Genomic DNA, 17,271 nt, shown 5'->3' with positions numbered 1-17,271 from the left:
ATCGAGAGTGCGATTAGGGTGCAATTAAGAATTGATCGCATTCTAGTGGCGCAGAACGAGTGCTGGCAATTGCCCTTTCACACTTTCTTTTCCGACGCCAAACGAGTGGCCTACCCGACTTCCGGGAGATTGGCTATTTGCCTGGCCCAACCCCGGGACTACCGTAGCCACACATTCATTTGCCCCGGAGAGTCGCCATGAAACCTCGTATCGATTTCTACACCGCGTCCCCAGATGCCCTGAAAGCGATGATCGCCCTGGAAACCGCTGTCTCCAAACTACCGTTGGAAAAGACCCTGATCGAACTGGTCAAGCTGCGCGCTTCGCAGATCAACGGCTGCGCGTTCTGCATCGACATGCACACCGCCGACGCGATCAAGGGTGGCGAAACCCCGCGCCGGTTGTTTGCCGTGACCGCATGGCGTGAAGCGCCGTTCTTCACCGAACGTGAACGCGCCGCGCTGCTGTGGACCGAAACCCTGACCCAGTTGAGCCTGACCCACGCCCCGGACGAAGACTACGAAGTGGTCGCCGCCCAGTTCTCGCCCAAAGAAATGGTCGATCTGAGCGTCGCGATCAGCACCATCAACAGCTGGAACCGTCTGGCCGTGGGCTTCCGTAAAACCCCGCAAGCCTGATCGATCAATGTGCATCGGCACTCGGCGCGGCCGGTGGTTGCACCTTGCGCATCAAGGGCACCATCGCCGTGGCGATGCCGAAGCACACCATGATCATCAGGAACGTGTCGCCGTAGGTTTGCGTCTGCGCTTCACGGTAAGTCAGCAGCCATAACTGACGCAGGCTGGCGGTGAGGCCGACGTCGCCGCTCTGACCCAGCGCGGCAAAGTTGCCGCCGACCTGGGCCAGCCACTGATTCACCGCTTCGTTGCTGCTGTTCAGATGCTCCGCCAACCGCGTGAAGTGCAGGTTGGTGCGGTCGTTGAGAATGGTCGCGCACGCGGCAATCCCGATTGCACCGCCCAGGTTGCGCATCAGGTTGAACAGGCCCGACGCATGCTTCAGCCGCGCCGGTGCCAGACCACCCAACGTCAACGTCACCGCTGGCGGCACCGCCAGTTGCTGGGCAATCCCGCGCAGGGCTTGCGGCAGCATCAATTCTGCGGCGCCCCAGTCGTGGGTGATCGGACTGAATTCCCACATCGACAACGCGAACAACGCCAGGCCCGCCATCATGATCCAGCGCAGATCGACGCGATTGGCCAGAAAGGCGTACAGCGGAATCGCCATGATCTGGAACACCCCGGTGGAGAAAACCGCCAGACCAATGTCCAGCGCGCCGTAGCCGCGCACCCGGCCGAGAAACAGCGGCGTCAGGTAAATCGTCGCGAACAGGCCAATCCCGGTGACGAAGGAAAAGAAGCAGCCGAGGGCGAAATTGCGATCCTTGAGCGCGCGCAGATCGACGATCGGATTGGCCACATGCAACGTGCGGCCGATGAAGGCCAGCCCGGCCAGGCCACTGATCCACGCGGTGGTCAGAATCGTCTGGTCACTGAACCAGTTCCAGCGCGGGCCTTCTTCGAGGGTGTATTCCAGGCAGCCGAGAAACAGCGCCAGAAACGCCATGCTCAAATAGTCCGCGCCCTTGAGCAACGAGAGTTCCGGCCGGTCGATCTTCACCAGCATCGGCACGGCCACGGCGACGAAAATCCCCGGCACCAGATTGATGTAGAACAGCCAGTGCCAGGACGAAACGTCGGTGATCCAGCCACCGATCACCGGGCCCAGCGTCGGTGCCAGCGAAGCCACGGCGCCGATGGTTGCGGCGGCAATCACTCGCTGTTTGCCGGTAAAGAAAAAGAACGCTGTGGTGAACACCAGCGGAATCATCGATCCGCCGAGAAACCCTTGTAACGCGCGGAAGGCGATCATGCTCTGGATGTTCCAGGCGATGCCGCAGAGCAGGCTGGCCAGGGTGAAACCGACCGCTGATGCGCAGAACAGCCAACGTGTGGAGAACACGCGCGACAGCCAGCCCGACAGCGGAATCACGATGATTTCGGCGATCAGGTAACTGGTCTGCACCCACGCCGTTTCATCGGTGCCGGCAGACAACCCGCCGCCGATATCACGCAGCGAGGCCGAGACGATCTGGATGTCCAGCAGCGCGATGAACATGCCGATGCACATCGTGGCGAAGGCGAACACCTTGGTCGCCGTCGCCATCTCGGCGGCATTGAATGGCTGCGCGGAGGCGGTGAGGGCGGTGCTCATGGCGCGCTGGCCACGGCGGTGGTTTCAGGTTGGGGGCGGGTGTCGACTTCAGCCGTCACCGACAGACCCGGACGCAGATGGCCGAGCACGCCGTCCGCCGGGTCGAGCAGGATCCGCACCGGTACTCGCTGGACGATTTTGGTGAAGTTGCCGGTGGCGTTTTCCGGCGGCAGCACGCTGAACTGCGAACCGGTGGCCGGGGCGAGACTGTCGAGGCGGCCGTGGAATTGCTGGCCGGACAACACGTCGGCGCGGATGCTCACGCGCTGGCCGGGCTTCATCCGCGCCAATTGGTCTTCCTTGAAATTGGCATCGACCCAAAGACCGCTGGCCGGCACCACCGACAACTGTTGCGAACCGGCCTGGGCATAAGCGCCGACCCGTGCGCGACGGTTGCCGATCACGCCGTCGACCGGGGCGCGCAGTTCGGTGTAGCCGAGGTTGAGTTGCGCCAGATCACGCTCGGCCCGGGCTTGCTGGAGGGCGGCGCGGGCCTGTTGTTTCCGGGTTTCGATCACGGTGAGCTGGCGTTGCGCGGCCAGCAGTTCGGCCTGGGCTTTGGCGCTCAAGGCTTGCGCGGTCTTGAAGGTGGCGTCGGCCCGTTGTGCGCTTTCCACCGACACTGCATTGGTGGTCACCAGGCGTTTGTAGCGTGCGTTGTCATCCCGCGAACGGGCGGTTTCGGCGCTGGCGGCATCAATGCCGGCACGGGCCTGACCGATCACCGCTTGTTGCAATTGTTCGGTGGCGTCGAGGTTGGCCAGCAGCGCCTCTTCGGCGGCGACCGCGCCTTCGGCCTTGGCCAGATTGGCGCGGTAGTCGCGGGCGTCGAGGCGAATCAGCACGTCGCCGGCCTTTACTTTCTGGTTGTCGCTGACCAGCACTTCCTCGATGTAACCGGCGACTTTCGGCCCGATCACTGTGACTTCGCCGCCAATGTAGGCATCATCGGTCTCTTCGAGAAATCGCCCGGCGCCCCACCAATGCACGGCGTACAACCCGGCGAATACCAGCGCGGCCATGCCGGCAGTAGGCAGCAGCAAGCGTTTGAGCAGGGGCGGTTTGGGAGTGCTGACCGGAACGGCGAGGTCGGGTTCTACGGTGGGCATGCTGGTCATGGCGTAATACCTGGGAAAGCGGAGTGGTTATTACGTCCGTAATATGACGCGAGTAATATTTTGTGGCAATTGATTTTTATCGCCGGTCGTCAGATGGAGGCGTTTAAAAAAGCTGATCATTTGTTTAAGAAATGTAAGCGCTGTAGGAAGCGTCTTGCATTTGTGTAGGAAGGCTCTGACTATCACCGCTATTGATGGGGTGGCATTAAGCCAGTTGATTGCAAGGATGTTGAGTGCCGTATTCGCTTTACGCTGTTTCTCGTAGTCGTTCCATGCCTCGCCCGCTGTTTTCGGCCTTGTTGTTGAGCGTGTGCGCGCCCAGCGTTCTCGCCGCCGAAGCTCCAGTCCCCGGCCAGGAGGTGCTGCGCCAGCAGCAACAGCAACAGCGCGACTTGCAACAACTGCAACTCGAACAGCGCAAGCGACAACTGGAGCGCGGCGCGTTCGGTCCTACGCCTGCCACCCCGGCCATTCCCGAATCGATCAACCCCGACGAACGCTGCTGGCCCCTGAGCGGTACGCGCATCGGCGGCGTCACGCTGATCGATAAAGACAAGCTCAACGCTCGCGTCAAACCGCTGCTGGCGCCGTGCATGGGCGTCGGCCAGATCAACCATTTGCTGGCGACCATCACCGCGCTGTACGTGGAGAAGGGCTATATCGCCAGCCGTCCGTACCTGAGCAGCGCGCCGGCGGCGGGGCAGTCGCTGGATATTCTGGTCGACGAAGGCTACATCGAGTCCATCGAGCTGGCCGACCAGAGCCTGCCGGTGTCCCTCGGCGGTGCATTCCCCGGCATGCTCGGCAAGCCGCTGAACCTGCGGGATCTCGAGCAGGGGCTGGATCAATTGAACCGTCTGCGCTCGCTTGATCTGACCGCCGACATCGCCCCCGGCAGCCAGCCCGGTGCGTCAAAAATCATCCTGCGTTCACGTACTTCCGGGCAGTCACGCTGGGCCCTTGGTGCCGGTTTCGACAACCTCGGCAGCGCCAGCACCGGCCGTGATCGCGACACGCTGAGCCTGACCCTCGACAGTCCGCTCGAACTCAACGACCTGTTGAGTCTTAGTGCCAGCGACACCCTCAATCAGGGCGACCGCTACAGCCGCAACGCCAGCCTCTATTACGCGATCCCCTACGGCTACTGGACGTTCAGCAGCTTCGCCAGCCACGCCGAATATCGCGCGCCGTTCAAGCTCAGCACGCTGACTTTCCACAGCACTGGCATCACCGATCAGCTCAGCCTGCGCGCCGACCGCGTGTTGTGGCGCGACCAGAGCCATCAGCTCAGCGCCAACCTGCAACTGGCGCACAAGGACGTCGACAGTTATCTGGAAAACGTCCGCCTCGGCATTCAGAGCCCGACCCTGACCGTGGCCGAAGCCGGGCTCAATCTGTTCTGGCTCGACCGCGCGGTGTGGAACCTCGACGTCAATTACGCCCAGGGTATGCGTTGGTTCGGCGCCGACGACGATGCCGATCGTCAGGTCAAAAACCTGCCCAAGGCACAGTTTCGCAAGTACCGCGCCGGCCTCAGCCAGTGGCGCAACGGCCAGCTCGGTGCGCAAGCCTGGCAATGGCAGAGCCAACTCAATTTGCAGTACAGCCCGGATCCGTTGCCGGCGATCGAACAACTGCTCGGCACCGATGATTCCGCCGTGCGCGGTTACCGGGTCAACAGCGCGTCCGGCGCCAGTGGCGCGATCTGGCGCAACACTCTGCGGCTGCCGCTACGCACCGATTTGCCGGTGCAGCTCACCCCGCGCGTCGGCCTCGACCACGGTTGGATCAAGGCCGATCACGGCACTTCGGGCCAACGCCTGAGCGGTGCCAGCGTCGGCCTCAACCTGGGCTGGAAAAACCTGCAAGTGGATGTCGATTACCAACGCAGCCTCCAAACCCCGACCGGACTGCACCGCGAGCCTGAAACCTGGCTGATGCGGGTCGGATTGCAGATATGAACATCAGTGAACAACAGCCATCGGATCTGAGCGCGACAGCCGTGGCCTGTAACTCAACGCGCAACGTGATGCCGCACTACATGGAGAGTTTTTTATGCCAATGAACACCTTTGCGTTTCATCTTTCCCCACGGGGCAAACTGCGCTGGGCCATCGCCAGCCTGTTCCTGGTCGCTCATCTGCCGGGCGCCATGGCCGGCGGTGTGGTGGTCGCACCCGGCCCCGGCGGCACCGCGCAATTGCAGACCCAGGGCGGCGTGCCGATCGTCAACATCGTCGCACCGAACGGATCGGGCCTGTCGCACAACCAGTTCCTCGACTACAACGTCGACCGCCAGGGCCTCGTCCTGAACAACGCCTTGCAGGCCGGGCAATCGCAGCTCGCCGGGCAACTGGCGGCCAACCCGCAATTGCAGGGTCAGGCCGCGAGCGTGATCCTCAACGAAGTGATCAGCCGCAACCCGTCGGCCATCAACGGCGCCCAGGAAATCTTCGGTCGCGCTGCCGACTACGTGCTCGCCAACCCGAACGGCATTTCGGTGAACGGCGGCAGCTTCATCAACACGCCGAACGCCAATCTGGTGGTCGGCCGTCCCGAGCTGAACGACGGCAAACTGCAAGCGCTGAGCACCCGAGACGCCACCGGTCAGCTGCAGATCCAGAGTGGCGGCCTGCGCAACGGCGAAGGCTCGATCAACCTGATCGCCCCGCGCATTGACAGTCAGGGCGCAATCAGCGCTCGCGATCAACTGAACCTCACCGTCGGGCGCAATCAGATCGACTACGCCAGCGGCCAGGTGACAGCCGTGGACCCGGCGGGCAACACCACCGATCAACGCATCGACGCCAGCCTGTTCGGCGCGATGCAGGCCGGGCGCATCAACATCGTCAGCACCGCCGAAGGCGCGGGCGTGAAAGTCGGCGCTGTGCAAGTCGCCGGGCGTGACGGTGTGCAGATTCGTTCGGCGGGCGACTTGAGCGTCAGCAGTCAGGCGATCGCGGACAGCCTCGACCTGACCCGCGCCGGCATTCGCAGCGGCCAGGGCGACGTCGGCTTGCACAGCGGCAAGGACCTGAGCCTGGCCGCCACTGATGTCAGCGGCCGCGACGTGAAGGTCGAGGCCAAACGCAACCTGACCTTGACCACTGTCGAAAGCCGCAAGCTCAAGGAGCAGCGCGAAAACTGGAACAACAGCACCATCGGCATCACCTGGGAAACCTACGAGCGCAGCAAAACCGACAGCGATTCGCGCCAGCACGGCAGCCAGATCATCGCCAGCCGCGACGCGCAATTGTCGTCCGGCAAAGACACCGAACTGAAAGCCGCCAAGGTCGACGCGAAGAACAACCTCAGCGTGCAAAGCGGCGGTGACCTGCGCCTGACCGCCGCCACTGAAAGCCATACCCAGACTGATCAGGGCAAGCACCGCAAACACCTGTGGAAAGCCGATTGGGACAGCAGCAGCGAAGAGCAGCGCAGCGTCACCAGCCAATTGAAGGCCGGCAACATCGCCCTGCAAACCGCCGCACTGTTGCGCTCCGAAGGCGCCGAAGTCGACAGCGCCGGTGATCTGCAACTGGCCGGCAAACAGGTGGAAATCACCACCGCGACCCACACCCATCGCAGCAGCGACAATCGCTATTCCGGTGACCTGGTCGGCGGCGGTTTCTTCGGCAAGACCGGCGACGCCGACAAGGGCCAGACCCGGCATCAGGGCAGCAAGATCAACGCTGCCGGCAAACTGCTGGTCAAGGCGGACGACGTGCGCATCAGCGGCAGCCAGGTGCGTGGCGCCATGGACGCCAGCGTGATCAGCGACAACGGTTCGCTGACCATCGACGGCGTGCAGGACACCTCGCACAGCAACAACCAAGACAAGGACAGCAAGTTCTTCGGCATCACCAAGAACGAGTCCCGTCAGACCAGCAAGGACAGCACCACGGTGCGCAGCGAGCTGGCGTCTGACAGCAATCTCAAGCTGAAAAGCGCCAGGGACATCGAAGTCGCCGGCTCCACGGTCAAGGCTGGCGGTTCGCTGACGGCGGATGCGGTCGGTGACGTGAATGTGCATTCGACGCAGAACACCCGTGACAGCAGCAACAGCACGCAAACCCGTGGCTTTGACGCCTACGCCAGGGAGCAGACGGCGGAGCAATATCGCGCCGGCGTGCATTACGAAGATAAAGCGCAAACCGTCACCACCAACGACGTCACCCAGCAAGGTTCCAGCCTCAGCGGCGGCAGCGTGCAAGTGAAGGCGGGCGGTGACGTGACGCTCAAGGGCGCCGAGGTCAAATCCACCGCCGGCGACACCACCCTGAGCGGCAAGAACGTCTCGTTGCTGGCCGAGCAGGACAGCCACGGCACCTCGACCGAAACCCGCAGCACCGGTGGCGGTTTCTATTACACCGGCGGCCTCGACCGCGCGGGCAGCGGTGTGGATTTCTCGCACAGCACCTCGCAAGACACCACCGGCAAAACCACCGCGCAAACCACCGGCGTGCAGGGCAGCGGCAGCCTGAACATCATCGCTGACAAACTCGTCACCGAAGGTGCGCAACTGAAGGCCGGCAACGGTCTGAACGTCGCCGCCAACGAAGTCGACAACCGCGCCGCCCACAACACCGAGAGCAGCACCCACAAAGAGAGCAACTGGTCGGCGGACATCGGCGCCAACGTCGAGTACAAAGACATCGCCCGGCCGATTGCCGGCGCCGTGAAAGAAGTGCTCGACGGCAAGGTGCCGGACAAGGATGCATTGGCCAATCTCGGTCAGCCGAACGTCGGTATCGACCTGGCAATCGGTCACGCCAGCGCCGATAAAACCGAGCAGAGCAGCAACGCCGTGGTCAGCCGGTTCGACGGCCAGACCGTGGATGTGAAGGTCGGCGGCACGCTGCACGACCAGGGCTCGCAGTACAACGCCAGCGCCGGCAAAGTGAACATCAGCGCCGACAAACTGGTGGCCGACGCGGCCAGCAACACCCGCAGCAGCACCGACAACGCGGTGGATGCCAAGGTCGATGTGCGCGTCTACACCAAGACCGGTGAAGACGTGAACGTGGCCGGCAGCGGTGCGGGTGGCAGCAGCCAGTCGAGCAAGAACAGCACCACCGCAGTAGTCGGCGGTTACGCTGGCAATCAGGGCGTGCACATCAATGTCGGCGGCGATGCACAGTTCGAAGGCAGTCGTTTCGATGGCGGGCAGGGTGGTGTCAGCGTCAAGACCGGCGGTGATCTGGCCCTGAATCAGGCCAACGACCGTCAGAGCAGCGACAGCGCCAGCCTGCGTGGCAATGGCTCGCTGACCGTCGGCACCTTGCCGGGCACCGACGGCACCAACGTCGATTTTGGCGCCGGGTTCCAGCTCGATCACCAAGGCAACCAGACCACCGACAGCCAGGCGCACGTCGCCAGCCTCAGCGGCAACGGCCCGGTGCAACTGAGCAGCGGTGGCAATCAGGTGCAACAAGGCACCAGGATCGACAGCGCTGGCGCTATCGACCTGAAGGCCGGCGGCAAGCTCGACCTGCAAGCAGCCACCGATTCGCATGTCGCTACCGGCAGCAACCTTGGCGGCGGCCTGAAGGTCGGCGCCAGCAAGACCAGCAGCGAGAAAAGCCGTGATCAGGGCGGCAACCTCAGCGGCAACTTCAACATCGGCCGGGTCAACGAGAACACCCAGACTCTCAATGGTGGTCAGCTCAACAGCCAGAACGGCATCGCGCTGAGCGGTGATTCGGTGCATCTGCAAGGCACTCAGGTCAGCGCCCCAAACGTCAGCATCGACGCGCAGAAGGGCGGCTTCGTTCAGGAATCCGCGCAGTCCACCGACCACCGCAACAACTGGAATGTGGCGTTGAGCGCCGGCGGCAATCTGAGCCAAAGCACACCAACCGCCGCCGATGAAAAAGTCAGCAGCGACCACGGCTTCAACGCCGGAGCCAAAGTTGGCGTGGATTACCTGCAAGGCACCACCCAGCAGAACAGTCAGATCAAGGCTGACACGGTGGTGTTGAACAGCGCGGGCGACACAAGCTTGAGCGGTGCGCGGATCGATGCGCGCAACGTCAGTGGCAAAGTGGCCGGTGATCTGTCGGTCGAAAGCCGTCAGGACTCCAGCAATCATGCCAAGGTTGATTTGGATCTGGGCCTGAGCGCCAAAAAGACTCCAGCCGACGACAAGGGAAAACTCGCGGGCACCGACTACAAGCCAACGCTGAAAGTCGAAGGCGAATACGCGCACAAGGACAGCATCAAACAGGCTTCCGGTATTAGCGGTAGCCAGGGTGTGAACCTCTCTGTCGGTGGCGCTACGCAGCTGACCGGCGCGCGGATTACTGCCACCGAAGGCAAGGTCGATCTGGGCGGTTCGAAGGTCAGCAGCACCGACCTGAGCAATCTCGACTACGGTGTGAAAGCCGGCCTGGACCTGCCACACAAAACCGAAGAAAACGCACCGAAGGTTTCCCTTGAAAACGGCAACCTGAAAGTCGGCCCGGTGACGCTTGGCGGTCATCTGGACAGTCAGTCACTCCAGGCAGGTATTGACGAAAAAGGCTGAGCCACCCTGCGTTCAGGGCTGCTCAGCCAGGGTGGCTTGACAGCCCTGCAATAATGGAATGTGCACCGCGATCTGCGCGGTGCACTTGATCACGATGCAGAGGAAGGTTTCCATGGACAATCAAGCACTCAAGGCCTTGTTCGACCAGCAGTCAGCTGTATACGACAAACAGTGGAGCGGCATGGCGCCCTTGCGTGATGCCCTGTATTTACTGCTGGATTCCGTGTTCGCGGGCCTGCCGGCGAATGCCCGGATACTCTGCGTCGGCGTGGGCACCGGTGTGGAAATGGCGCATCTGGCGCAGCAGTTTCCCGGCTGGGAATTCACCGCAGTCGACCCTTCGGGCGCCATGCTCGACGTATGCCGTCAGCGAGCGAAAGAGGGCGGTTTTCTCGCTCGTTGCCGGTTTCATGAGGGCTATCTCGATACGCTGACGGATGAATCCGGTTACGACGGTGCGACCTGTTTTCTGGTATCGCAGTTTTTGCTCGATCCCCAGGCCCGTATTGACTTTTTCCATGAGATTGCCCGTCGACTGCTGCCGGGCGGGGTTCTGGCGAATGCTGATCTTGCCTCTGACACCGCATCGCCGGCCTATGAAGCATTGCTGCGTCACTGGATGACGCTGATGGCATCGGCCCAGGTGCCGGCGCAAATGCTCGAGCGAGCGCGTCTGGCCTATGCCCGGGATGTGGCGATTCTGCCGGCGCCGCAAGTCGCCGGTCTGATCGAGTCGGCCGGGTTCGAGGCGCCGGTCCAGTTCTTTCAGGCGGGTTTGATGCACGGGTGGTTCTGCTCGCGCAAGGCAGAGATTAACGCGGGTTAGAGCGCTGGAGGGGTGGGGAAAACAGCTTCGTCGGCATTCCCGAGGAATACGTTGCTTCGGCTTAATAGGAAGCATTACTATTCACGCCCCTTTCCTCAGCGCGCCGCAATGATCCCCATGCTGCCCCGCAGACCCGGCTTTCTCGAGCATTACGAAGAGTTGATCGGCACCTGGACCCGTCGCCTGCGCAATCGCTCGCAGGCCGAGGATCTGGCGCACGACACCTTTGTGCGGGTGCTCGAATCCGATTCGTCGGCGGTGCAGCAACCCCGGGCATATTTGCATCAGACCGCGCGCAACATCGCGGTGGACGGCTATCGGCGGGAGGACCGGCGGGGTGCCATGGAGTCGGAGGCGATCGATCTCAGTGAGTCGCCGACCGGCGATCCGGAGCATTACATGCATGCGATCCAGCTGGCCGATTCCATCGAACGCGCGCTCACGGAGCTTCCGGTCAACTGCCGACGGATTTTCGTCTGGCAGAAGATCGAGGGCCTGACCCAGGCGGAAATCGCCGAACGCCTGGGCCTGTCCAGGAACATGGTGGAAAAGTATATGATCCGCACCCTGCGGCATCTGCGTGATCGCCTGGACGGGGCGCAATCATGAGCCGTGGCGTCTTTTCATCCCCAGCCAAACAGGACATTCCATGACGGATACTCGTGATTGCGCGTGCGGGCAAACAACGGTGCGCGATGACGCGGCACGCTGGTTTGTGCGTTTGCAGGAGCCGGCCATCAGTGTCGATGAACAGCAGCGCTTCGACGCGTGGCTGAACCAGCATCCGCAGCACCGTGATGAGTTTCAGTTGCTGCAAGGCTTGTGGACGGCAGCGGATCTGCTGCCGGCGCCACGCCTCAAGGCCCTGTGCGAAACCCCGCCAGCGCGGCGCGAACGCCGTCCGTTGTTGCGTTATGCCGTGGCGGCCAGCGTGGTGGCGGTGGGGCTCGGGCTCGGTCTGTTCAGCGGTTTGAATCATCCGTCGGGTTACAGCGCTGAATTCGCCACCGGGCTCGGCGAGCGCAAGCATGTGGCGTTGCCGGACGGTTCAGTGATCGACCTCAACAGCCGCAGCCGCCTGCAGGTGCGTTTCGAGAAGAATCGCCGGCTCATCGAGCTGACCGAAGGCGAAGCGATGTTCAGCGTCGAGCACGACATTTCCCGCCCGTTCGTGGTCGAGGCCGGCAGCGGCAAGGTCACGGTCACCGGCACCCGCTTCGACGTGCGGCGTGACGTGACCCAGACCCGAGTCGCGGTGGAACAGGGCACGGTCAAGGTGCAGGGTCGTGATGCGGCGGATGCCGATTTCATCAGCCTGACCGCCGGCCTCGGCACGCGGATCGATGCCCGGGGCAAAGTGGCGCCAGCTTACGCGGTCAACCCGGCGGAACTGACGGCCTGGCGCAGCGGCAAACTGGTGTTCAACAACGCCAGCCTCAGCGAAGTCGCCGAGGAAGTGTCGCGTTATCGTGACAAGCCGCTGAAAGTCTCCAACCCCGCCGTGGCCAGTCTGCGCCTGACCAGCGTGTTCAAATCCGACAACACCGATGCCTTGCTCAAGGCCTTGCCGAGCATCCTTCCGGTGGCCGTGCGCACCCTTGCCGACGGCAGCCAGGAAATAATTTCAAAATAAAATTCAGGTTTTTTTCGAGTTCGTCGTCTTCCTGTTTAACTGCAACTGGTTTGCATTAACAGCCGCACACTTTTGCGATCCACAGGACTCCGTTCGACGTGAAAAACTCCACCACCAAAAACAAAAAATCCTCCTGGTTGCCGCTGGCGCTCGCGCTGGCGGTCAACGCCGCCGTGCCGATGGCTTTCGCCGCCGAAGCCATTCACATCCGTGCACAGCCGCTGGGTCAGGCCTTGAGCGAACTCGGTCAGCAAACTTCGTTGCAGGTTTTTTTCAGCCCGGACCTGGTCGCCGGCAAACAGGCGCCGGCGGTGGACGGCAATCTTTCTCCGGAGCAGGCCCTGCGCCAATTGCTGCAAGGCAGCGGTCTGGATTACCAGATCAATGAAGGCTCGGTGACCTTGTCGCCAGCCCCGACTTCCGCCGACAGCGGCCCGCTGGAGCTGGGCGTGACCGACATCAAAGTGGTCGGCGACTGGCTCGGCGACGCCGACGCCGCCGTGGTGCAGAACCACCCCGGCGCGCGTACGGTGATCCGTCGTGAAGCGATGGTCGAGCAGGGCGCGATGAACGTCGGCGACGTGCTGCGCCGCGTACCGGGCGTGCAGGTGCAGGAAGCCAACGGCACTGGCGGCAGCGATATTTCGCTGAACGTCGGCGTGCGGGGTTTGACGTCGCGTCTGTCGCCACGCTCCACCGTATTGATCGACGGCGTGCCGGCTGCGTTTGCGCCGTATGGCCAGCCACAACTGTCGATGGCGCCGATTTCTTCCGGCAACCTCGACAGCATCGACGTGGTCCGAGGTGCCGGCTCGGTGCGTTACGGGCCGCAGAACGTCGGCGGCGTGATCAACTTCGTGACCCGCGCGATCCCGGAAAAAACCACCGGTGAAATCGGCACGACTCTGGAAACCTCGCAGCACGGTGGCTGGAAACACATCGACACCGCGTTCCTTGGCGGCACCGCCGACAACGGCATCGGCATGGCGCTGTTGTACTCGGGCGTCAACGGCAACGGTTACCGCGAGCGCAACAACGGCAACGACATCGACGACGTGATCCTCAAGACCCACTGGGCACCGACCGAGCAGGACGATTTCAGCCTCAACTTCCACTACTACGACGCCAGCGCCGACATGCCCGGCGGCCTGACGCAGAAGCAGTACGACGACAAACCGTTCCAGTCCGACCGCGACTACGACGGCTTCAGCGGCCGCCGCAAGGACGTGTCGTTCAAGTGGATCCGGCAGATCGACGAGCGCACCCAGGCGGAGGTGCTGACTTACTATTCCGACAGTTTTCGCGGCAGCACCATCGCCGCCCGCGATCAGAAAACCCTCAGCTCGTTCCCGCGCTCCTACTACACGCTGGGGATCGAGCCGCGTGTGTCCCGTGTGTTTGATGTCGGCCCGACCACCCAGGAAGTCAGCGTCGGTTACCGTTATTTGAAAGAGGCGATGCACGAGCAATCGAGCCGTCTGGCGCTGGTCAACAATGTGCCGGTGGTCACCAAAACCTCCGATGGTCACGTATTCCAGGACCGCACCGGCGGCACCGAGGCCAACTCGGTCTACATCGACAACAAGATCGACGTCGGCAACTGGACCGTGACCCCGGGCATTCGCTTCGAACACATCAGCACCGACTGGCATGATCGCGCCGTGCTCGACACCGCCGGCAAACGCGTGCCGGAGAAAAACCGCAGCATCGAGAGCAACGAGCCGCTGCCGGCGCTGAGCGTGATGTATCACCTGTCCGATGCGTGGAAGCTGTTCGCCAACTACGAGACGTCGTTCGGCAGCCTGCAATATTTCCAGCTCGGCCAGGGCGGCTCGGGTGACCAGACCGCCAACGGCCTGGAACCGGAAAAAGCCAAGACCTACGAAATCGGCACGCGTTACAACGATGACGTGTGGGGCGGGGAAGTGACGCTGTTCTACATCGACTTCGATGACGAACTGCAATACATCAGCAACGACGTGGGCTGGACCAACCTCGGCGCGACCAAGCACCAGGGTATCGAAGCTTCGGTGCACTACGACATGGCGGCGCTCGATCCGCGCCTCGACGGCCTGACCGCCAACGCCGGCTTCACCTACACCCGCGCCACGTACGAAGGCGAGATTCCAGGCTTCAAGGGCCGCGACCTGCCGTTCTATTCGCGTCAGGTGGCCACCGTCGGCCTGCGCTACGACATCAACCGCTGGACCTACAACATCGACGGTTTTGCCCAGTCCAAACAGCGTTCGCCCGGCACCGGCGTGAATGCTGATGGCAGCTTCAATGGCAATTACATCACCGAAGGCACGGCGGACGGGCAGTACGGCGACATTCCGGGTTACGTGACCTGGAACGTGCGTGGCGGGTATGACTTCGGTTCGCAGCTGTCGAACCTCAAGCTCGGCGCCGGTGTGAAGAACATCTTCGACAAGCAGTACTTCACCCGCTCCAGTGACAACAACTCGGGGATCTACGTGGGCACGCCACGGACGTTCTTCGTGCAGGCCAGCGTAGGCTTCTGATCTGCATCGATTGTTCCCACGTCGAACCGTCTGCGTGGGAACGATCTGAACAGATCAGATCAGGCTCAGACCTTCAGCGCTTTCCCGCCAATCGCCACCGCCACCAGCAACGTCGCCATCAACCCGAAGGCAAAACTCAGGCTGCTGGCGTGGGCGACAAACCCGATCACCGCCGGCCCTGCCAGAATCCCTGCATAACCCAGTGTGGTGATTGCCGGCACGGCGATGCTTTCCGGCATCACCGTCTGTTTGCCCACCGCCGTGTACAGCACCGGCACGATGTTCGAACAGCCGGCACCGACCAGCGCATAACCGAGCAGTGCGGCTTGCCAGCCCGGGGCGAACGTCGCCAGAAACAATCCCGCCGCCGCCAGCAGACCGCCAAACAGAATGATCCGCGTCGCACCCAATGCCCGGACGATCCTGTCACCGGTCAAACGGCCGGCCGTCATGGTCAGCGCGAACGCTGCATAACCCAACCCCGCATAGGCAGTATCGATCCCGCGTTCCTGGGCCAGAAACACTGCGCTCCAGTCCAGCGCCGCGCCTTCGGTGAGGAACACGATGAAACACATGCCGCCGATGAACAGCACGATTCCGTGGGGCACCGCGAACGCCGGCCCCGAGCTTTCACTGCCGTAAGGCAACATGTGCGGGACGGCTTTGAACAGCGCCGCGATCAGCACCAGGACCACCACCAGCATCGCCGTCAGTGGCGACAGCCCCAGGCCGAGCAGGGCGCTCACGCCCGCTGCACCGACGATCCCGCCGAGGCTGAACAGGCCGTGGAACCCCGACATCATGTTCTTGCCGCTGGCCCGCTCTACGATTACTGCTTGCAGGTTTACCGTCGAATCCACCGTGCCGAGCCCGGCACCGAACATGAACAACGTGGCGATCAGCGCAGGAATCGACGACACCGTCGCCAGCAACGGCAACGCCGCACAGATCAGCAGCGTGCCGCCGGTGGCCACTTTTTTGCAGCCAAACCGCGTGGCCAGAATCCCCGCCAGCGGCATCGCCAGAATCGAACCGACGCCCAGGCACAGCAGCAACAACCCCAGCGTGCCTTCATCGAGCCCGGCCCGCGCCTTGGCATACGGCACCAGCGGCGCCCACGCGGCGATGCCGAGTCCGGCAATGAAAAAGGCGATGCGTGTGGAGATCTGTTCGAGGCGTCCGGGAACGAACGTGTCTTGAGGGGTGAGGCTGGTCATAACGATCCTTGGCAAAAAACGTTTCAGCAGCGGACATCCTTGCACAGCTCTTCTGTGGGAGCGAGCTTGCTCGCGATAGTGTCGTGTCAGTCGACGCTCATTGACGGATACACCGCCATCGCGAGCAAGCTCGCTCCCACAGGGAATTGCGTTTTACAGTGACGCCTTTGACAACTTGAAACCGAGGGGCGGTTCATGACGCAGTTCTACGATGCACGGGGCAATATCTACGGAGTGATTTCACCGAAGGCGCTGAGAGACTCGGGAATCGATCTGCCCGCCAGTGCCACGCAATGTGCCTTGTCTCGACAGGCGTGGAGCCGCGCCGCGATCGCTCTGTGTTGTGACTGGCCCGACGGTCAGCAACCTGCCGGCAGCAAGTCCCATCGCAGCGATGGCTTGCTGATCGGCCCGTTTCAATCTTCGCCACCCTTCGACCTGCTGATCGTCAACACCGACGGCACGCTGGCCGAGCGCAGCGGCAACGGCCTGACGATTTTTTCTCAGGCACTGCTTGAGCAGGGGCAGATGCCGCAGGAGGGCGCGACGATGCGGGTGCATCACGACAAACAGGATGCGCAGTCGCCCGTGTCGACCTCGGTGAAACCGGCGCAAGTTGCGGGCGTGCATGGCTTCTGGCTTGATCTCGGGCAGCCCGATTTCGGCCCGGCGGCGGTTGGTGCGCTCGGCGTTGAACCGGTTCCGTTCAACGGTGCGCAAGTCAGCCGTGTTCGACCGTTGGCGCAACTCGATCCTGCCTGGGCACACAGCCAGTTCGTACGCATCGGCAATCCGCATTGCGTGACGCTGGTGCAGGACGAAGCCGCATTGCCGAGCAACGCACAGATGCTTGAATCGCCGCTGACGGACAGCCTGACCGCCATCGCCTACGCCATGCCCACCGGCGCCGGCCAGCCGTGCCCGGCCGGGGTCAACCTGCAATGGGCGATGCGCGCCGGGGATCAACGCATTGTGGCGCGGGTGTTCGAACGGGGCGAAGGCCCGACCGCTTCCTCAGGCACCAGCGCCAGTGCGGTGGCGAGCGCGGCGTGGCGGGTGGGCTGGGTGTCGGCGGGAGAAGTTCAGGTGGTGATGCCGGGCGGTACGGCGCCAATCCTGCTGGAGGAGCGCGACGGAGAACTGACCGGCGTGCGTCTGTTCGGCACCGCAGTGCGCGACGAAAAATAGCTGCAAC

General features: G+C 62.7%; 11 protein-coding genes. 8 read left to right on the top strand and 3 right to left on the bottom strand.

The window, feature by feature from the left end:
* The first annotated feature begins 197 nt into the window (after positions 1-197).
* Complete coding sequence (locus CAF79_RS22955) at positions 198-638, top strand: carboxymuconolactone decarboxylase family protein (protein WP_007955895.1); 441 nt, start codon at positions 198-200, stop codon at positions 636-638.
* Between the two features lie 4 nt (positions 639-642).
* On the opposite strand, the gene CAF79_RS22950 is transcribed toward CAF79_RS22955, so the two are convergent.
* Together CAF79_RS22950 and CAF79_RS22945 are read right to left on the bottom strand one after the other, a co-directional pair.
* Positions 643-2,235, bottom strand: coding sequence for a DHA2 family efflux MFS transporter permease subunit (locus CAF79_RS22950; protein WP_085700449.1), 1,593 nt, complete (start codon positions 2,233-2,235; stop codon positions 643-645).
* A complete protein-coding gene (locus CAF79_RS22945) occupies positions 2,232-3,353 on the bottom strand; it encodes an HlyD family secretion protein (protein ID WP_085700448.1) in 1,122 nt (373 codons plus the stop codon). Before CAF79_RS22945 ends, CAF79_RS22950 begins: the two co-directional genes overlap by 4 nt.
* 233 nt (positions 3,354-3,586) lie before the next feature.
* On the opposite strand from CAF79_RS22945, the gene CAF79_RS22940 reads away from it, so the two are divergent.
* The 6 genes from CAF79_RS22940 (at position 3,587) to CAF79_RS22915 (ending at position 14,859) form a co-directional block, all read left to right on the top strand.
* Positions 3,587-5,314, top strand: a complete 1,728-nt coding sequence (locus CAF79_RS22940) for a ShlB/FhaC/HecB family hemolysin secretion/activation protein (RefSeq protein ID WP_085700447.1) — start codon at positions 3,587-3,589, stop codon at positions 5,312-5,314.
* A gap of 94 nt (positions 5,315-5,408) precedes the next feature.
* A complete protein-coding gene (locus CAF79_RS22935; RefSeq protein ID WP_085700446.1) occupies positions 5,409-9,878 on the top strand; it encodes a hemagglutinin repeat-containing protein in 4,470 nt (1,489 codons plus the stop codon).
* A gap of 112 nt (positions 9,879-9,990) precedes the next feature.
* Entirely contained in the window at positions 9,991-10,704 is a 714-nt protein-coding gene (locus CAF79_RS22930; protein WP_085686694.1) for a class I SAM-dependent methyltransferase, read from the top strand.
* A gap of 108 nt (positions 10,705-10,812) precedes the next feature.
* On the top strand, positions 10,813-11,313 hold the full coding sequence (locus CAF79_RS22925) for a sigma-70 family RNA polymerase sigma factor (RefSeq protein WP_011335117.1): 501 nt from the start codon (positions 10,813-10,815) through the stop codon (positions 11,311-11,313).
* 40 nt (positions 11,314-11,353) lie between these two features.
* A complete protein-coding gene (locus tag CAF79_RS22920) occupies positions 11,354-12,337 on the top strand; it encodes a FecR family protein (protein ID WP_085700445.1) in 984 nt (327 codons plus the stop codon).
* A 98-nt stretch (positions 12,338-12,435) separates the two neighbouring features.
* Positions 12,436-14,859 (top strand): TonB-dependent receptor, encoded by a 2,424-nt coding sequence (locus CAF79_RS22915; RefSeq protein WP_085700444.1) that lies wholly within the window; start codon positions 12,436-12,438, stop codon positions 14,857-14,859.
* Between the two features lie 65 nt (positions 14,860-14,924).
* On the opposite strand, the gene CAF79_RS22910 is transcribed toward CAF79_RS22915, so the two are convergent.
* Positions 14,925-16,076, bottom strand: a complete 1,152-nt coding sequence (locus CAF79_RS22910; RefSeq protein WP_085700443.1) for an MFS transporter — start codon at positions 16,074-16,076, stop codon at positions 14,925-14,927.
* A 195-nt stretch (positions 16,077-16,271) separates the two neighbouring features.
* On the opposite strand from CAF79_RS22910, the gene CAF79_RS22905 reads away from it, so the two are divergent.
* Positions 16,272-17,264: a diaminopimelate epimerase gene (locus CAF79_RS22905; protein WP_085700442.1), complete on the top strand. Its 993-nt coding sequence runs from the start codon at positions 16,272-16,274 to the stop codon at positions 17,262-17,264.
* The last annotated feature ends 7 nt before the right edge of the window (positions 17,265-17,271 follow it).

It is taken from the genome of Pseudomonas sp. B26(2017), from assembly GCF_002113045.1.
Classification (GTDB): Bacteria; Pseudomonadota; Gammaproteobacteria; order Pseudomonadales; family Pseudomonadaceae; genus Aquipseudomonas.
This window is presented reverse-complemented; position numbering and strand designations above follow the sequence as displayed.